This window comes from Nocardioides sp. Arc9.136 (assembly GCF_030506255.1).
Lineage (GTDB): Bacteria > Actinomycetota > Actinomycetes > Propionibacteriales > Nocardioidaceae > Nocardioides.
The window spans coordinates 1,448,579-1,465,224 of record NZ_CP113431.1 but is presented as its reverse complement, the minus strand read 5'-3'; the positions used below and the strand labels follow the sequence as shown (position 1 = coordinate 1,465,224).

At 73.7% G+C, this 16,646-nt stretch carries 15 protein-coding genes and 2 tRNA genes; 11 read left to right on the top strand and 6 right to left on the bottom strand.

Going from position 1 to position 16,646, the window contains the following annotated elements; translation table 11 throughout:
* Positions 1 to 17 precede the first annotated feature (17 nt).
* Positions 18 to 1,094, top strand: coding sequence for an LCP family protein (locus tag OSR43_RS07080; RefSeq protein ID WP_302270528.1), 1,077 nt, complete (start codon positions 18 to 20; stop codon positions 1,092 to 1,094).
* A 106-nt stretch (positions 1,095 to 1,200) separates the two neighbouring features.
* Here the strand turns inward: OSR43_RS07080 and OSR43_RS07075 are convergent.
* The 5 genes from OSR43_RS07075 to OSR43_RS07055 form a co-directional block, all read right to left on the bottom strand.
* Positions 1,201 to 1,273: transfer RNA gene (locus OSR43_RS07075), tRNA-Glu, on the bottom strand.
* Between the two features lie 108 nt (positions 1,274 to 1,381).
* A tRNA-Gln gene (locus tag OSR43_RS07070) sits at positions 1,382 to 1,453 on the bottom strand.
* 67 nt (positions 1,454 to 1,520) lie between these two features.
* A complete protein-coding gene (locus OSR43_RS07065) occupies positions 1,521 to 2,492 on the bottom strand; it encodes a CPBP family intramembrane glutamic endopeptidase (RefSeq protein WP_302270526.1) in 972 nt (323 codons plus the stop codon).
* Positions 2,493 to 2,496: 4 nt separating this feature from the next.
* Positions 2,497 to 3,936: a glutamate--tRNA ligase gene (gene gltX / locus OSR43_RS07060; protein ID WP_302271607.1), complete on the bottom strand. Its 1,440-nt coding sequence runs from the start codon at positions 3,934 to 3,936 to the stop codon at positions 2,497 to 2,499.
* 23 nt (positions 3,937 to 3,959) lie between these two features.
* Positions 3,960 to 4,769: a fumarylacetoacetate hydrolase family protein gene (locus OSR43_RS07055; RefSeq protein WP_302270524.1), complete on the bottom strand. Its 810-nt coding sequence runs from the start codon at positions 4,767 to 4,769 to the stop codon at positions 3,960 to 3,962.
* Between the two features lie 32 nt (positions 4,770 to 4,801).
* Between OSR43_RS07055 and OSR43_RS07050 the strand changes: the two genes are divergently transcribed.
* A complete protein-coding gene (locus tag OSR43_RS07050) occupies positions 4,802 to 5,770 on the top strand; it encodes a 3-methyladenine DNA glycosylase (protein ID WP_302270523.1) in 969 nt (322 codons plus the stop codon).
* Here OSR43_RS07050 and OSR43_RS07045 read toward each other — a convergent pair.
* Positions 5,725 to 6,396, bottom strand: coding sequence for a hypothetical protein (locus OSR43_RS07045; protein ID WP_302270521.1), 672 nt, complete (start codon positions 6,394 to 6,396; stop codon positions 5,725 to 5,727). The two genes, OSR43_RS07050 and OSR43_RS07045, sit on opposite strands and share 46 nt — an antisense overlap.
* A 247-nt stretch (positions 6,397 to 6,643) precedes the next feature.
* On the opposite strand from OSR43_RS07045, the gene OSR43_RS07040 reads away from it, so the two are divergent.
* The 9 genes from OSR43_RS07040 to OSR43_RS07000 all read left to right on the top strand — a co-directional run bounded on the left by OSR43_RS07040 (position 6,644) and on the right by OSR43_RS07000 (position 16,627).
* Positions 6,644 to 7,375, top strand: a complete 732-nt coding sequence (locus OSR43_RS07040; RefSeq protein WP_302270520.1) for a hypothetical protein — start codon at positions 6,644 to 6,646, stop codon at positions 7,373 to 7,375.
* A gap of 156 nt (positions 7,376 to 7,531) precedes the next feature.
* Entirely contained in the window at positions 7,532 to 8,305 is a 774-nt protein-coding gene (locus OSR43_RS07035) for a hypothetical protein (RefSeq protein ID WP_302270519.1), read from the top strand.
* A gap of 9 nt (positions 8,306 to 8,314) precedes the next feature.
* Positions 8,315 to 8,761: a VOC family protein gene (locus OSR43_RS07030; RefSeq protein WP_302270518.1), complete on the top strand. Its 447-nt coding sequence runs from the start codon at positions 8,315 to 8,317 to the stop codon at positions 8,759 to 8,761.
* A 63-nt stretch (positions 8,762 to 8,824) separates the two neighbouring features.
* Positions 8,825 to 9,634, top strand: a complete 810-nt coding sequence (locus OSR43_RS07025) for an alpha/beta fold hydrolase (RefSeq protein WP_302270517.1) — start codon at positions 8,825 to 8,827, stop codon at positions 9,632 to 9,634.
* Positions 9,607 to 10,821, top strand: coding sequence for a PP2C family protein-serine/threonine phosphatase (locus OSR43_RS07020; protein ID WP_302270515.1), 1,215 nt, complete (start codon positions 9,607 to 9,609; stop codon positions 10,819 to 10,821). The genes OSR43_RS07025 and OSR43_RS07020 overlap by 28 nt, the downstream gene beginning before the upstream one ends.
* Before the next feature lie 130 nt (positions 10,822 to 10,951).
* The gene (locus tag OSR43_RS07015) at positions 10,952 to 12,424 is read left to right on the top strand and encodes an aspartate aminotransferase family protein (protein WP_302270513.1); all 1,473 of its coding nucleotides are present in this window, start codon (positions 10,952 to 10,954) and stop codon (positions 12,422 to 12,424) included.
* Positions 12,421 to 13,722, top strand: a complete 1,302-nt coding sequence (locus tag OSR43_RS07010) for a lysine N(6)-hydroxylase/L-ornithine N(5)-oxygenase family protein (RefSeq protein WP_302270512.1) — start codon at positions 12,421 to 12,423, stop codon at positions 13,720 to 13,722. Before OSR43_RS07015 ends, OSR43_RS07010 begins: the two co-directional genes overlap by 4 nt.
* The gene (locus OSR43_RS07005) at positions 13,719 to 16,103 is read left to right on the top strand and encodes a GNAT family N-acetyltransferase (RefSeq protein ID WP_302270511.1); all 2,385 of its coding nucleotides are present in this window, start codon (positions 13,719 to 13,721) and stop codon (positions 16,101 to 16,103) included. The genes OSR43_RS07010 and OSR43_RS07005 overlap by 4 nt, the downstream gene beginning before the upstream one ends.
* Positions 16,100 to 16,627 carry a 2'-5' RNA ligase family protein gene (locus tag OSR43_RS07000; RefSeq protein ID WP_302270510.1) on the top strand — a complete coding sequence of 176 codons (528 nt, stop codon included), beginning with the start codon at positions 16,100 to 16,102 and terminating at the stop codon, positions 16,625 to 16,627. The genes OSR43_RS07005 and OSR43_RS07000 overlap by 4 nt, the downstream gene beginning before the upstream one ends.
* Positions 16,628 to 16,646 lie beyond the last annotated feature (19 nt).

Here is a 16,646-nt window from a genome sequence, read left to right as displayed (position 1 = left end):
CTGGGACGATGGGCGATGTGGCCCACCGCACGTACCGCCGAACCGTCCTCAAGGTCGTGCTGGTCACCCAGCTGTGCCTGGCCCTGGTCACCGGCATCGCCGTCGTCCTCGTCGTCCGCCACCTCGACGGACGCATCGACGAGGGCGCGTCCATCCCCCACACCGCGGGGGTCGTCCGCGAGCAGCCGAAGCTGCCCACCAGCTCGCTGAACATCCTCGTCATCGGCACCGACGAGCGCGCGTGCGCGGGCTGCGGGATCGACGGCGAAGCGGGTGGCGGCGGGTCGGACCTGACGATGCTGCTGCACGTCGCGGAGGGCCGGCGCTCGGCGTACGGCATCTCGATCCCGCGCGACACCCTCGTCGAGCGACCCGACTGCGAGGTCGACGGCGAGGTGGTGCCCGGCGACGGCGACGCGATGTGGAACGAGGCGTACGCCCTCGGCGGCGCCGCCTGCACCGCGACGCAGGTGGAGGCCGTGACGGGGGTCTACGTCGACGACTACGTGGTGGTCGACTTCGGCGGGTTCAAGGAGATGGTCGGCGCCCTCGGCGGCGTCGAGGTGTGCATCCCGGCCGAGATCGACGACCCCGAGCACCGGATCCACCTCGACGCGGGGACGCAGGTCCTCGACGGCGAGGACGCCCTCGCCTACGTGCGCCAGCGCAGCTCGACCCCCAACTCCGACCTGGGCCGGATGCGGCGCCAGCAGGCCTTCGTCTCGTCGATGCTGGCGACGCTGATGTCGGCAGGGACCCTGACCCGCCCCGACCGCGTCTTCGGGTTCGCCAACGCCCTCGCCGGCTCCATCCAGACCAGCCCCGACCTGGCGAGCGTCACCGACCTCGCCGACCTCGCCCGGTCCCTGCGTCGGGCGGACCTGGCGAAGATCCGCTTCGTCACCGCGCCGGTCGCGGAGTTCGCTGTCGGCGACCCGGACTACGGGCGGCTGTACCTCACGCCCGAGGCCGACCGCCTGTGGACGAAGGTCGTCGACGACGAGCCGCTCGGGACCTTCGGTCGCGACGCGATCAGCGGCGACGAGCAGAGCGGGTCCAAGGACGTCGCCGCGGCCAACGGTCTCTGCGCCTGAGGACCGGCGCCCGGGCTGCTCGACCGAGACCGGGCAGCGGAGCAGCGGAGCAGCCGGAGATGAGTCAGGGCCCGGATCCTGAGCGGATCCGGGCCCTGCTGCGACGTACCCCCGACCGGATTCGAACCGGCGCTACCGCCTTGAGAGGGCGGCGTGCTAGGCCGCTACACAACGGGGGCTTGCCTTGGCACTCTCTCGAGCGCCTGCGGAACTCTAGCCGGGGCTGTCGTTCGCACAAAATCGCGGGCTTTCCGGTGCCTCCGAGGAGACCTGGGACCTGCGACTCGCTGGGATACTAGGACTCGAACCTAGACTAACTGGACCAGAACCAGTCGTGCTGCCAATTACACCATATCCCACTGACCGACAAGACTTATGACGGCAGTTTCGTGCCCTCCGCCGTGGCGGTGGGCACGGTCGAGAACCTTACACGCGAGTGTTTCGGCGCTCCAAAACGGCCCGGTCGACCGTCCTCCCGACGCCCATCATCCGCGCCACGAGCAGGGTCAGGCCGAGGAACACCAGCGACTGGGTCAGGGTCACCGGGATGCTCCACCAGGTGCCGCCGGTGGGGTTGAGCGCCGAGGTCATGTCGCCGAACGCGAGGGCGATGCCGAAGGCCAGCCAGTTGTTCAGCACGTGCATCGCGATCCCGGCCTCCAGCCCGCCGGTGAGGACCACGAGCGTGCCGGCGACGAGGCCGAAGGCGAACCGGTCGAAGAAGATCGGCAGGTCCTGCCCCAGGCCGTGGGCGAGGGCGAAGAGGAACGCCGGCACGACCACGGCGACCCAGCGCCAGCGGACCAGGCCGCCGAACGCCTGGGTGAGGTAGCCCCGGAAGGCGTACTCCTCCCCCGCGGCCTGCAGCGGGGTGAGCAGCAGCACGACGAGGGCGAAGTCACGGGTGGTCCGCGTGAACTCGTTGAGGTCGGTCGACACCTCGGCGCCGTCGGCCTGCGCGGGCAGCAGCGCCGAGACGAGCAGGGTCGCGAACAGCGCCAGGAACGCCACGCCGAAGCAGGCGGCGAACCACTTCCACCGCAGCCGCAGGCCCACCGAGGACACCCAGCCCGGCCGCATCCGGTGCAGGGCGAAGCCGACCAGCCACACCGCCGGGATGGCGAGCGCCCAGCCGATGTTGACCAGCGCCAGGAACGACGGGGTGACGGTGTCCCCCGCGAGCCGGTCGAGCGCCTGGTCGACGGTGTCGCCGCGCAGCACCAGGGCCAGCGCCAGCACGACCGTCGTGACCATCTGGAGGACCAGCACGAGCACGACGAGGAACAGCACGCCGACCAGCGGCCGCCACCAGCCCGTGCGCCCGAGCCGGTGGAGCCGCTCGTAGGTGAGGCCGGTCTCCACCGGGACGGGCGCGTACGGCGCGGGGGCCTGCGTCACGGGGTCAGCCCAGCGCGGAGCGGAGGCGGGAGAGGCTGCGGTCGCGCCCCAGCAGCTCCATCGACTCGAACAGCGGCGGGGAGACCCGGCGCCCGGTGATCGCGACGCGGACGGGCCCGAAGGCGTTGCGCGGCTTCAGGCCCAGCTCCTCGACCAGCTTGCCCTGCAGCGCCTCCTGGATGGCCGCGGTGCTCCACGTCTCGAGCCCCGCGACGGCGTCGTACGCCGCCTGCACGACCTCGACGCCCTTCTCGTCCAGCAGCTTCGCGGCGTCGGCCTCGTCGCGCGTGAAGTCCTCCTCGGCGACGAAGAGGAACCCGAGCATGTCGACGGCCTCGGTGAGCTTGTTGATCCGCTCGGCCACCAGCGGCATCGCCAGGTCCAGCAGCTGCCGGTCGGCCGCGGAGGTGGCGTCGACCACGCCGGCGTCCTCGAGGAACGGCAGCGCCCGCTGGGTGATCTCCTCGACCGACAGCAGCCGCATCTGGGCGGCGTTGATCGCCTCGGCCTTCTTCAGGTCGAAGCGCGCCGGGTTGGGGTTGACGTCGCCGATGTCGAAGGCCTCGACCATCTCCTCGAGGGTGAAGACGTCGCGGTCGGCCGCGATCGACCAGCCGAGCAGCGCGAGGTAGTTGAGCAGTCCCTCGGGGAGGAAGCCCTGCTCCCGGTAGAGCGCCATGTGGGCCTGCGGGTCGCGCTTGGAGAGCTTCTTGTTGCCCTCCCCCATGACGTAGGGCAGGTGGCCGAACGCCGGGGTCTCCTTCGCCACGCCGATCGCCTTGAGCCCCTCGAACAGCGCGATCTGGCGGGGCGTGCTGGAGAGCAGGTCCTCACCGCGGAGGACGTGGGTGATCTCCATCGTGGCGTCGTCGACCGGGGCGGTCAGCGTGTAGAGCGGGTCGCCGTTGGCGCGGGCCAGCGCGAAGTCCGGCACGTGCTCGGTCTGGAAGGTGATCTCCCCGCGGACGAGGTCGTCGAAGGTGATCGACCCGTCGGGCATCCGGAACCGCACGACCGGGGCGCGGCCCTCGGCCTCGAACGCCGCACGCTGCTCCGCGGAGAGGTCGCGGCAGAACCCGTCGTACCCCAGCACCTTGGAGCCGGACTCCTTGCGGCGCGCGTCGACCTCCTCGGTGGTGCAGAAGCAGTCGTAGGTGTAGGACGACTCGCGCAGCCGCGTGAGCACGTCGGTGTAGATGTCGGTGCGCTCGGACTGGCGGTAGGGGCCGTGCGGGCCGCCGACCACGACGCCCTCGTCCCAGGAGAGGCCGAGCCACTGCATCAGGTCGATGAGCGAGTCGTAGGACTCCTGGGTGTTGCGCTCCTTGTCGGTGTCCTCGATGCGGAAGACGAAGGTGCCGCCGTGCCGCCGCGCGAACGCCCAGTTGTAGAGGGCGGTGCGGGCGAGGCCGACGTGCGGGCTGCCGGTCGGGGACGGGGCCATCCGGACGCGGACGGGGGTGCTGCTCAACGCTGGGCCACCTTGTTCGTGAGAGTGCCGAGGCCGGCGATCGAGATCTCGACCTCGTCGCCCACCTCCATCGGACCGACACCCTCCGGGGTGCCGGTGAGGATGACGTCGCCGGGCAGCAGCGTCATCACGCTCGAGACGTACGAGACGAGCGTCGGGACGTCGAAGATCAGGTCGGCGGTGCTGCCGTCCTGCTTCAGGTCGCCGTTGAGGTAGGTCTGGACCCGGACCCCTTCGGCGAAGTGCTGGGGGTCCAGGTCGGTCTCGATCCAGGGACCCAGGGGGCAGAAGGAGTCGAAGCCCTTGGCCCGGGTGAACTGCACGTCGCCCTTCTGCAGGTCGCGCGCGGTCACGTCGTTGGCGATGGTGTAGCCGTGGATGACGTCGGTCGCCTGCTCCGGCGGGACGTCGCGGCAGATCCGGCCGATGACCACCGCGAGCTCGCCCTCGAAGTGGAGGTTGCTCGTCTGCGGCGGGTAGAAGATCGGGTCGCCGGGCCCGACCACGCTGGTGTTGGGCTTGAGGAACATCAGCGGCTCGGTCGGGAGGTCGTTGCCCATCTCGGCGGCGTGCGCGGCGTAGTTGCGGCCGATGCCGACGACCTTGCTGCGCGGCAGCACCGGCGCCAGCAGCCGGACGTCCTCCAACCGGTGCTCGGTGTCGAGCAGCTTCACGCCGACGTACAACGGGTCGCCCGCGAGCGCGACGACGACTGCGTCCTCGCCGGGCTGGCCGAACTCGTCGAGGTCGCCGGTCACGACGCCGTACTGCGGGTCCTCGCCTGTGGTGAATCTCGCGATGCGCACACCACGACACTATCGACCTAGCATCGACGCCCGTGGAGGTGCTGGACCGGGCCGAGTGGCAGGCGAGAGCCGCGGCACACGCCGCCCGCGTCGACACGTTCGTGCGCCCCCACCTCGCGCGCCGCGAGGGACGGGTCAAGCACCCGGTCCACGACTTCCTCTTCACCTACTACTCCCAGCGGCCCGCGCAGCTGCGGCGCTGGCACCCCGGCCACGGCACGGGGCTGGTCGGCGCCGACGAGCTCTCCGGCTTCAAGGGGTACGGCGTCCTCCCGGGCGGCACGGCCGGGGACGTGGTCACCGTCACGGCCGAGCACGTGCGCTCTCAGCGGCCCCTGCTCGAGTCGCTGCACACCCTGCTGACGGCCACCGAGGGGCGACCCGCGAACTTCGGCTGCTTCGGGATGCACGAGTGGGCGATGGTCTACCGGCTCGAGGAGGACGAGACGCGGCACGCCGACTGGCCGCTGCGCCTGGGTCCGGCCGGCACCGACGCGGTCGTGGAGTCGCACAAGGTGGCCTGCTCCCACTTCGACGCCTACCGGTTCTTCACCGGCCCGGCCCGTCCACTGAACACGCTGCGGCCCACCAGCGCCGACCGGCCGGCGTTCGAGCAGCCGGCCTGCCTGCACGCGGGCATGGACCTCTACAAGCACGCCTTCCGCCTCACGCCGATGATCAGCTCGGACGTGGTCGCGGACTGCTTCGAGCTGGCGCGGGACATCCGCGAGCTCGACATGCGGGCCGCGCCGTACGACCTGCAGGACCTGGGCTTCGACCCGGTGCGCGTCGAGACGCCCGAGGGCAAGCAGGAGTACGTCGCCGCGCAGCGCGCCTTCGCCGAGCGCGGCGCTCCCCTGCGCCGGCGGCTGGTCGAGGAGTGCGAGCGCCTGCTGGCGGTCGCCGGTGTCAGCGCTGGTCACGGCCAGGGTCAGGGCCGGGATCGGGGCCGGGATCAGGGGTCGGACAGCGTCAGGTCCACGGCCCCGAGCCGGCCCTGACCGTCCGCGGCGAGCACGAGGGCGAAGTCGCTCGCGCAGGTCCGCCGGTCCGGTGGCGGTCGCAGGACGACCAGCCGTCCCGCCGGGAGCGGCCCGCGCCGCGGGTGCGCGCAGACCACCCCGTCGTGGCGGCCCGACACGACGAGCGGCACGCCGTTCTCCGCGGCGGCGGCGACCGGGCCGAGCAGGTCGACCGGGCAGGAGGCCGCCCCGTGCAGCTCCTGGCCGTCGGGGCAGGGCCGCCAGGTGGAGCGGCGCCGCAGGGCCGCGGGGACGTCGTCGACCGACCGCACCGCCGCGCCGTCGAGGCCCAGGACCAGCGACTCGCCGTGGCGGAACGTGCCGCTCCCGCCCGCGGCGTACGCCACGAACGCGCGGGCGAGCCGGAGGAGGTCCGCCGCCACCGGCGCGGCCGGGTCCTGCACCAGCCGCGGCGTCCCCTGCGTCCCTGGTGTTTCCGGCGCCTTCCGTGCCGGCTCGGGCGGCCGGTCCGGCTGGGCGACCGCCGCCGGGCCGCGGTGCCGGTCCAGGTCGTCGCCCGCGCAGGAGCCGAGAACGCCGCGGCGAGGGCCGCCACCGCCGCTCGCCGCCTCCCCCACCTGGGCCGCACCGTTATCCTTGCTCACCTCTCCTTCGTGTCGCCGGATGCTTCACCGGCCGGCCGCTGGAACTGGCGCTTGGCCGATGAGGTTTCAGCGGCCCACCGGGAGGTTCCTCGGCTGGCCGCTGAACCTTCCGCACCGCCGGCCGGCCGGCGGACGCCCCCGAGCACTCGACCGCGTCGGACGTGGGACGCGGCATGCCCGCACCTGGTTGCTCCCGGCCAGCGGGACCGGGCGGGCCGGGGTCACGCGCGGCGGCCAGCGTGGGCCCGTGGACACGACGGGGAGCGCCGGGGTGAGCGACCTGGGGTCGGCGTCGCGGGTGTTCTTCTCCTTCCCGCGGGTGACCGACCCGCGGCGCCACCGCGACTACAACGCCTGGCACGTGGGCGACCACCAACCGGAGAACCGGGCGCTGCCGGGGGTGCTGCACGGCGACCGGTGGGTGCGGACGCCGGCGTGCCGGACCGCCTCCGAGGTCGACGACGAGGCGGCGTTCACCGGCGCGGACTACGTCGCGGTGTACTGGTTCGCCGAGCCCGCCCGCGCCAGCATCGCGGAGTGGCTGGCGCTCGGTGCCAGCACCGGCGAGCAGGGGCGCCGCCCGGACCTGGCCTGGACCGAGCGGCGGTTCACCGGCTTCTTCGAGCCGGTCGCCTCGTGCGTCGCGCCGGGGTCGCCGCTCTCGGCGCCCGCGGTGCCGTTCCGGGCGCACCCCGGCGTCGTGCTCGAGGTTCACCGCGGCAGCCGCCCGGAGGCGGCACGCGACCTCGCCGCGACGCCGGGCGTGGTCGGTGCCTGGGCCTTCGAGAGCCGCACCTCGACCGTCGCGGACCAGGAGCCACCGGCGTGGACCGTCATCCTGGCCTGGTGCGCGGAGGACCCGCTCGCGGTCGCGGCGGCGATGTCCCCACCGGCGGCCGGGCTGGTGCTCCGGACGCCGCTGCTCGCCGTCGGCGCCGATCCCGCGGGCTGGTCCTGGTTCGACGACGCTCCCCGCTGAGGGCCGCTGAGGGCCGCTGAGGGCCGCTGAGGGCCGCTGAGGGCCGCTGAGGGCCGCCGAGGGCCGCCGAGGCTCGGTGGGTCGCGCGGAGGGACCGGAACCCCGCAGGTCGGGCACGCGTCCGAGCGCCGGGCCACGCGACGAGGAGGACACCGGATGGGACGACGTGCAGGGGCCGGGGTGCTGGGGGTGCTGGGGTGCCTGGCGCTGGTCGCCTCGGCGTGCGCGGAGGGGTCCTCGTCGGCCCCGGCGCCCGCGGCCGAGGTGCAGGAGGAGGTCCTGGTGTCCTGCGGCGGTGACGTCGGGTGGCGCCCGTCGACCATGGCCGAGGGAGTCCCGGGCGTCCTGACCGAGGGAGAGACGCGCGAGGCGTTCCAGGACGTCCTCGACGACCCGCGCACCGGGGCCGAGGCCGGCATGTCGCTGTTCCGCGACGGGATCGGCGTCGACTGGCGGGTGCTGGCGCAGGACGGGCCGACCCTGGTCGTCGGTATCGGGCGGTGGACCGAGCAGGGTCCGGCCACCGACGGCGCCTTCGTGCTGGAGCTGCGGTCCACCGGGGGCGGGTGGTCGGCGGAGGGCTGGGGTGACTGCGGGTTGAGGCCCCTGCTCCCGGACGGGGCCTCGTGGGCGCGGGTCGAGCGCTACCGCAGCACGGGCCCGACGAGCCTCGCGGTGGAGGTGTCGGAGGTCGAGTGCACGAGCGGGCGGGCCCCCGACCCGTTCCTCCGGGAGCCCGCCGTGGTGGAGACGGCGGAGTCGGTCGTCCTGACCTGGACCTCCACCCCGGCCGAGGGCGGACAGCGCTGCCCGGGCAACCCGTGGACGACCGTGCTGGTCGAGCTCGCCGAGCCGCTCGGGTCCCGGGAGGTCCTCGACGGCTCGGTCCACCCGCCCCGACGGCTGACCGAGGCGCGGTCCGCGGACTAGGGTGCGTCAATGGCGACGGCGACGGCGACGGTGCGGCAGGTCCAGGTGACGTTCGACTGCGCGGACCCGGAGCGGGTCGCACGCTTCTGGTGCGAGGTGCTGGGGTACGTCGTGCCGCCGCCGCCGGAGGGCTTCGGCTCGTGGGCGGACTTCGACGCCTCGCTCCCACCGGAGCACCAGAGCTCGGCGTTCGCCTGCGTCGACCCGACGGGTGCCGGGCCGCGGCTGTTCTTCCAGCGCGTCCCGGAGGGGAAGGTCGTCAAGAACCGGGTCCACCTCGACGTGCGGGTCGGCACCGGACTGGTCGGCGAGGAGCGGGTGGCGGCGCTCGAGGCCGAGGGCGCACGGCTGGAGGCGATCGGCGCCGTGCACGTGCGGCTGCTGCCCGCCGACGGCGTCGACGAGTCCTGCCTGGTGATGCAGGACGTCGAGGGCAACGAGTTCTGCCTCGACTGAAGCGACCGGACGGAGCCGTTCGGCTCTTGGCCGTCGGCCGCGCCCACCGCTAGCGTCACCGGCATGGACCCCGTGACGCGCCACGCCGTGACCGTCCAGGGACCCCTCGACGCCCCACCGCTGGTCTTCGCCCACGGCTTCGGGTGCGACCAGAGCATGTGGCGGCACGTCGCCCCGATGTTCGCGGACCGCCACCGAGTGGTGACCTTCGACTTCGCGGGGGCCGGCGGGAGCGACCCCGCGGCGTACGACCCCGACCGGCACCGGCACCTCGACGGCTACGCCGCCGACCTCCTCGACGTGCTGCAGGCCCTCGACCTGCGCGACGTCGTGCTGGTCGGCCACTCGGTCGCGGCGATGATCGGGGCCCTGGCCACCATCGCCGAGCCGGAGCTGTTCGCGGGCCTGGTCATGGTCGGGCCCTCCCCCCGCTACCTCGACGACGACGGCTACACCGGCGGCTTCACGCGCGAGGACATCGACGAGCTGCTCTCCTCCCTGGCCAGCAACTACCTGGGCTGGTCGGCCGCCATGGCACCGGCGATCGTCGGGAACCCCGACCGACCCGAGCTGGGCCACGAGCTCACGGCGGCGTTCTGCCGCACCCACCCCGACGTCGCGCGCCGCTTCGCCGAGGCGACGTTCCTCTCCGACAACCGCGCCGACCTGCCCCACGTGGCGGTGCCGGCGCTGGTCCTGCAGTGCCGCGAGGACGTCATCGCCCCCGTCGAGGTGGGGACGTACGTCGCCGAGCAGCTGCCCGACGCGACCCTGGTGGTCCTCGACGCCATCGGCCACTGCCCCCAGCTCAGCTCCCCGGAGCTGACGGCCGACGCCATCCGCGCATGGCTCGACGAGCAGGCCGCGGCCTGAGCCCCGCGACGGGTGGGCTCCAGCAGGCCGAGCCGGCCGCACGGCTGCTCGACCGGGCCCCGTGCGGCCTCCTGACGACCGACCCGGACGGCCGGGTCGTGACGGTGAACGCGACGTTCCTGCGCTGGACGGCGCGGAGCGCCGAGGAGGTGGTCGGCCGACGACTGGTCGAGCTGCTGACCCCGGGCGGGCGGATCTTCCACGAGACCCACTACGCGCCGCTGCTGCGGCTCCAGGGCTCGGTCCACGAGCTGGCCGTCGACCTGCGCTGCGCGGACGGCGCCCGGCTCCCGGTGCTCCTCAACGCGACCCTCGTGCGCGAGCCGGACGAGCCGGACGGGGCGGACGGGGCGGACGGGGCGGAGCGTGAGGTCCACGTCGCGGTCTTCGAGGCGACCGAACGTCGGCGCTACGAGCAGGACCTGCTGCGCGCCCGCGACGAGGCCCGGGCCGCCGAGGACCGGGCCCGCTCGCTGGCCCGCACCCTGCAGCAGACGCTCATCCCGCCGGTCCCGCCGCAGGTCCCCGGGCTCGACCTCGCCGCGGCGTACCGCCCCGCCGGCGACGGCACGCAGGTCGGCGGTGACTTCTACGACGTCTTCCCCACGGCCCCCGACGAGCACGTCGTCGTGCTCGGGGACGTGTCCGGCAAGGGCGTCGACGCGGCGGTCGTGACCTCGCTGGTGCGCAACACCGTGCGCGCGCTCGCCGTGCTCCACCACCGGCCCTCCGACCTGCTGGCCGAGCTCAACGACGTCGTCGGCGCCCACGAGACCGAGCGCTTCTGCACGGTCGTGCTGATGCGCATGAGGCGCGAGGCGGACGGCGCCTGGCAGGTCACCGTCAGCGCCGGCGGACACCCTCCGCCGATCCTGCTGCGGCCCGGCCGGCGCCCGGTCGAGCTGGCGGTGGGCGGCCCGCTCGTGGGCGTGCTCGGCGACCAGACCTGGGCCGAGGTCGAGCTGCGGGTGCTGCCGGGCGAGGCGCTCGTGCTCTACACCGACGGGGTCACCGAGGCGCGAGGCGCGGAGGCCTACTTCGGCGACGAGCGCCTGCTGGCCACCCTCGACCGGCTCGGGACCGGCGACGTCGCGAGCCTGGTGGAGGCGCTCACCGACGAGGTCGTCGCGTTCCAGTCCGGGGTCACCCACGACGACGTCGCGATCGTCGCCCTCTCCCCGCGCTGAGCCCTCCCTCCTCGCGCGGCCGCGACGCGGCCGGAGTGTGACAAGAGTCCCAGGGACCGGGCCAGGGGTTGCGGACCCGTCGTCGGGTGTCAATAAGGTGAGCCTTACCTAACTCGGAAGGACAAGGCTCGTGCTCCCAGCCTCACCGACGCGCCAGCGTGCCCGCGACACCCGCCACCTGTTCCACCCCGACCACCTCGACGACTTCCTCGCCAGCATGCGCCTCGGCCTGGACCACCTCGCCGACGCGCTGCGCGCCCAGTCCGGGCCCGCGACCGGCGTGCTGCCCGAGCAGGCCGCGAAGGTCGTCGCCGACGTCGACCTGGACCGCCCGCTCGGCGACACCGGCGCCGCGCTCGCCGAGATGAGCCGGGTCTGGCTCGACGACGCGGTCTGGTTCCACGACCCGTCGTACGTCGCGCACCTCAACTGCCCCGTCGTGGTGCCGGCGCTCCTCGCCGAGCTCTTCGTGTCCTCGGTCAACTCCTCCCTCGACACCTTCGACCAGAGCGTCGGTGGCACCTTCGTCGAGCGGCACCTGGTCGACTGGACCGCCGCCCGGATCGGCTTCGGAGCCGGCGCCGACGGCGTCTTCACCAGCGGCGGGACGCAGTCCAACCTCCAGGCGCTGCACCTGGCGCGCGACGCCGCGCTGGTCGCCGGCCACCCGGTGACGGACCTGCGGGTCCTGGCCTCGGTCGACGGCCACTTCAGCGTGCAGAAGGCCGCCCGGCTGCTGGGCCTCCCCCCCGACGCCGTCGTCACCGTTGCCGTCGACGCCGACCACCGGATGGACCCCGCCGCGCTCGGCCGGGCGCTCGCCGGCGTCCGGGAGGCGGGGCTGGTGCCGATGGCCGTCGTCGCGACGGCCGGCACCACCGACTTCGGCGCGGTCGACCCGCTGCCGGCGGTCGCCGCCCTCGCCTCGGCGTACGGCGCGTGGCTGCACGTCGACGCGGCGTACGGCGGCGGCATGCTCGCCTCCGCCCGGCTCCGCCCGCGCCTGGACGGCATCGAGCGGGCCGACTCGGTGACGGTGGACTACCACAAGACCTGGTTCCAGCCGGTCTCCTCCAGCGCACTGGTCGTCCGCGACGGGCGCCACCTCGGCCACGTGACCTGGCACGCCGACTACCTGAACCCGAAGGACCCCGAGGGCACGGGGCACCCCAACCAGGTCGACAAGAGCCTGCAGACCACCCGCCGGTTCGACGCCCTCAAGCTGTGGCTGACGCTGCGCGTGATGGGGCCCGACACCATCGGCGGCTACGTCGAGGACGTCGTCGACCTGGCCACCGCGGTCGGCGCGCGGCTGGCCGACCACCCGGACCTCGAGCTGGCGGCGACGCCGCAGCTCTCGACGGTGGTGTTCCGCTACCGGCCCGCCGGGCTGGCGGAGGACACCGCCGACCTGCTCGCCGGCCGCATCCGCGCCACCCTCTACGAGCGCGGTGCGGCCATGGTCGCCGCCACCAAGGTCGACGGGCGCTGCTGGCTCAAGCTCACCCTGCTGAACCCGATGGCCACCCTCGAGGACGTCCTCGCGGTCACCGACGCCGTCGCCGGGCTCGGCCGCGAGCTCACCGCGGAGGTGGCGGCATGAGCGCTACCTCCGACAGCCACGTCCACGACGTCGTCGGCATCGGGCTGGGCCCGTTCAACCTCGGCCTCGCCTGCCTCGCCGACCCGGTCGAGGACCTGGACTGCGTCTTCCTCGAGGCGCGGGACCACCTGGCGTGGCACCCCGGGATGATGCTCGACGACGCGACGCTGCAAGTGCCGTTCCTCGCCGACCTGGTGACGATGGCCGACCCGACCTCGCGCTGGTCGTTCCTGAGCTACCTCAAGGAGACCGGCAACCTCTACCCGTTCTACATCCGCGAGTCCTTCTACCCGCTGCGCCGGGAGTACGACGACTACTGCCGCTGGGCCGCCGAGCGGCTCGGGTCGGTGCGCTTCGGGCAGGCCGTGACCGCGGTCGAGCACGACGGCAGCTGCTACGTGGTGACGACCGCCCGCGGGGAGGTGTTCCGCGGCCGGCGGGTCGTGCTCGGCACCGGCACGCAGCCGCGCGTGCTCTCCTGCGTGCGCGACGCCGGAGGGCCGGCCATCCACTCCGCGGACTACCTCGTCCACAAGCAGGCGCTCCAGAGGCTGCCGCGGATCACGATCGTCGGCAGCGGGCAGAGCGCGGCGGAGATCTACCACGACCTGCTCGGCGAGAGCCCCGACCACGACTACGAGCTGGTGTGGCTGACGCGGAGCCCCCGGTTCTTCCCGATGGAGTACACCAAGCTCACCCTCGAGATGACCTCTCCGGAGTACACGACGTACTTCCAGGGGCTCCCGGCCGGGACGCGCGACCGGCTGCTGCGCGAGCAGCGCTCGCTCTACAAGGGCATCAGCGGCGACCTCGTCGACGCGATCTTCGACCTGCACTACCGCCTGCGGGTGCAGGGCGCCGGACCGCGCACCACGCTGATGACCGGCACGGCCGTGACCGAGGCGGCCTGGGACGGCACGGCGTACACGCTCGGGCTGCACCACGACGAGACCGGGGAGGACGTCTCGGTGCGCACCGAGGGCCTCGTGCTCGCGACCGGGTACGCCGCGCGCGTGCCGGACTTCCTCCAGCCGGTGCGCGACCGGCTGCGGCTGGACGGGCAGGGGCGGTACCTCGCGTCGGCGACCTACGCCGTCGACCACGGTGGCTCCGAGGTCTTCGTGCAGAACGCCGAGGAGCACACCCACGGCTTCGTCGCACCCGACCTCGGCATGGGTGCCTACCGGAACTCGGTGATCATCGCGGCGATCACCGGCCGCGAGGTCTACCCCGTGGAGAAGCGGATCGCCGTGCAGTCCTTCGGCGTCCCCGACCACCTGCGGAGCGTGCCGCGATGACCCCCTCCTCCGCGGGCACGACCCTGGAGCCGCTCGACCTGGACCGCGACCTCGGCCTGCTGCACCGCTGGGTCACCCACCCGCGCTCGGCGTTCTGGCTGATGCAGGGCGCGACCGTGCAGGACGTCGCGGCGGAGTACGCCGCGATCGCCGACGACCCGTACCACCACGCCTGGCTGGGTCGGGTCGGAGGCGAGCCGGCGTTCCTGGCCGAGACCTACGACCCGGTCCGGTCCGGGCAGTCGCCGGTCGCGGACCTGCCCGACCTGCGGCCCGGCGACCTCGGCATGCACGTGCTCGTCGCGCCGCCGACCGGCGACCCGGTGCCGGGCTTCACCCGCCGGGTCTTCGCCGCCGTGCTCGACCACTGCTTCGCCGACCCCGCCGTACGTCGCGTGGTGGTCGAGCCCGACGCCCGCAACGGCGCGATCCGCGCGATGAACACCGCCTTCGGGTTCCGCGAGCTCCACACCGTCCACCTGACCACCCCCGTCGAGAAGGAGGCCGTCCTGTCCGTCCTGGACCGACCGTCCCCCCTGCCCACCCCGTCGTCCGCGGCCACCGGCCGCGCGAGCGACCTGCTCGCCGACCACCTGGCGCCCGACCACCTGGCCCGCGCGCAGCGGCACCTGGTCACCAAGGCGCTCTCCGAGCTCTCCCACGAGCGCCTGCTGGAGCCGGTCGCGACCACCCCCGGCGCCTGGGAGCTGGCCTCCCCCGACGGCCGCGCGACGTACCGGTTCCGTGCCGAGCGGCTCGCGCTCGAGCACTGGGCAGTCGACCCGGCCAGCGTCGAGCGGACCTTCGACGGCGAGCCGGCGCCGCTGGACGTGCAGGACCTCGTCGTCGAGCTGGCGCCGCTGCTGGGCATCCCCGACGGCCTGCTGCCCACCTACCTCGAGGAGCTCGCCGCCACGCTCGCGTCGGCGGCCTGGAAGCTCGAGCACTCCACGCGGTCGGCCGAGGAGCTGCTCGACACGCTGCTGGAGCGCCCGGCGGCCGAGGGCTACCAGGCGGTCGAGGCCGCGATGACCGAGGGCCACCCGGGCTTCCTGGCCAACAACGGGCGGATCGGCTTCGGCGTCGACGACCACGCGGCGTACTCCCCCGAGGCGGGTGCGCCGGTCCGCCTGGTGTGGGTCGCCGCCCGGCGCGAGCACACGCGGCTCTCGCTGTCCGCGGACCTCACCGAGGACGCGCTGTGGGCGGCCGAGCTCGACGACGACACGCGGGTGGGGTTCGAGAAGCGGCTGCGCGACCTGGGGCTCGACCCGGGCGAGTACCTCTACCTCCCGCTGCACCCGTGGCAGTGGCGCAGCAAGGTGGCGGTGACCTTCGCCCCCGACGTCGCGCGGCGCGACCTCGTGCCGCTCGGCGAGGGGCCCGACCACTACCGGGCGCAGCAGTCGATCCGGACGTTCTTCAACACCAGCCGGCCCGGGCGGCACTACGTCAAGACCGCGCTGGCGGTGCAGAACATGGGCTTCCTGCGTGGTCTCTCGCCCGCCTACATGGGTCCCACGCCGGCCATCAACGACTGGGTGGCCGGCCTGGTCGAGGGCGACCCCGAGCTCCGCGCGTGCGGGTTCACGGTGCTGCGCGAGCGGGCGGCGATCGGCTACACCGGCGACGCCTACCACCGGCTCGCCGAGCGGCAGGGCGTGCGGTCGCCGTACCAGAAGATGCTCGCCGCGCTCTGGCGCGAGAGCCCGCTCCCCCGGCTCGCCGAGGGCGAGCGGCTGGCGACGATGGCCGCGCTGCTGCACCGCGACGGCGACGGTCGCGCGTTCGTCTCCGCGCTGGTGGCGCGCTCCGGGCTGCCCGCCCGGGAGTGGGTACGGCGCTGGCTCGACGCCTACGTCCGGCCGGTCGCGCACTGCCTGGTCGCGCACGAGCTGGCGTTCATGCCCCACGGCGAGAACCTCGTGCTGGTGCTCCGCGACGGCGTCGTCGACCGCGTCGTGATGAAGGACGTCGGCGAGGAGGTCGCGGTCATGGACGACCAGCCGCTGCCGCCGGAGGTCGAGCGGATCCGCGCCGACGTCCCGCAGGACGTCCGCGCCCTCGCGCTGCACACCGACGTCCTGGACGGGGTGCTGCGGCACGTGGCGGCGATCCTGCACCTCGACGGGGTGCTGGACGAGCGTGCGTTCTGGGCGGAGGTGCGCGACTGCCTGGTGCGCCACCGCGAGGACCACCCCGAGCTGGCGGAGCGGCACGCGGCGTACGACCTGCTGCGGGCGGAGTTCCGGCACAGCTGCCTCAACCGGCTGCAGCTGCGCAACACCCTGCAGATGGTCGACATCGCCGACCAGGCGGAGTCGCTGATGTACGCCGGCACGCTGGTGAACCCGGTGGGGGTGCTTGACTCCCCGGCGTGACGCATCCCGGCCACACCGTGCTGCAGGTGCCGGTCCCGCCGCTCGAGCAGGTCGTGCGGGGCCGGCACGCGCACTACGACCCCGCCTGGGTGTCCAGCGACCCGGCGTTCGTGCACGCGCACGTGACCGCGCTCGGGCCGTGGCTGCCCGCGCCGGGTGCCGGAGACCTGGCGGCGGTCGGCACGATCGCGGCGTCGACCCCCGCCTTCGACGTCGTGCTCGCCGAGGTGGCGACGTTCCCGAACGGGATCATCCACCTCGTGCCCCAGCCGGACGGACCCTTCCGCGAGCTGACCGCGCGGCTGGCGGAGGCGTTCCCGCAGTGCCCGCCGTACGCCGGGGAGTTCGAGCCGGTCCCCCACCTGACCCTGGACCTGCGCTCGGACGCCGTCACGGAGGCCTCGACGCTCGAGCTGCTGGGCGGGGTGCTGCCGGCCCGTTCCCGCGTCGACGCGCTGGACCTGGCGTGGTACGAGGCCGACGGCTGCCGGCTGCTGCACCGCTGGTCGCTGGCCGGTGGGTGAGCGTCGGCGACGTGTGCTT

What these genes read in the sequence shown, in the direction of transcription:
- gltX (WP_302271607.1), bottom strand. Translation starts at nt 3,936, where the DNA reads ATGGCCCCGTCCCCGACCGGCAGCCCGCACGTCGGCCTCGCCCGCACC.
- OSR43_RS07035 (WP_302270519.1), top strand. Translation starts at nt 7,532, where the DNA reads ATGGGACGACGTGCAGGGGCCGGGGTGCTGGGGGTGCTGGGGTGCCTG.
- OSR43_RS07030 (WP_302270518.1), top strand. Translation starts at nt 8,315, where the DNA reads ATGGCGACGGCGACGGCGACGGTGCGGCAGGTCCAGGTGACGTTCGAC.
- OSR43_RS07025 (WP_302270517.1), top strand. Translation starts at nt 8,825, where the DNA reads ATGGACCCCGTGACGCGCCACGCCGTGACCGTCCAGGGACCCCTCGAC.
- OSR43_RS07020 (WP_302270515.1), top strand. Translation starts at nt 9,607, where the DNA reads ATGGCTCGACGAGCAGGCCGCGGCCTGAGCCCCGCGACGGGTGGGCTC.
- OSR43_RS07010 (WP_302270512.1), top strand. Translation starts at nt 12,421, where the DNA reads ATGAGCGCTACCTCCGACAGCCACGTCCACGACGTCGTCGGCATCGGG.
- OSR43_RS07005 (WP_302270511.1), top strand. Translation starts at nt 13,719, where the DNA reads ATGACCCCCTCCTCCGCGGGCACGACCCTGGAGCCGCTCGACCTGGAC.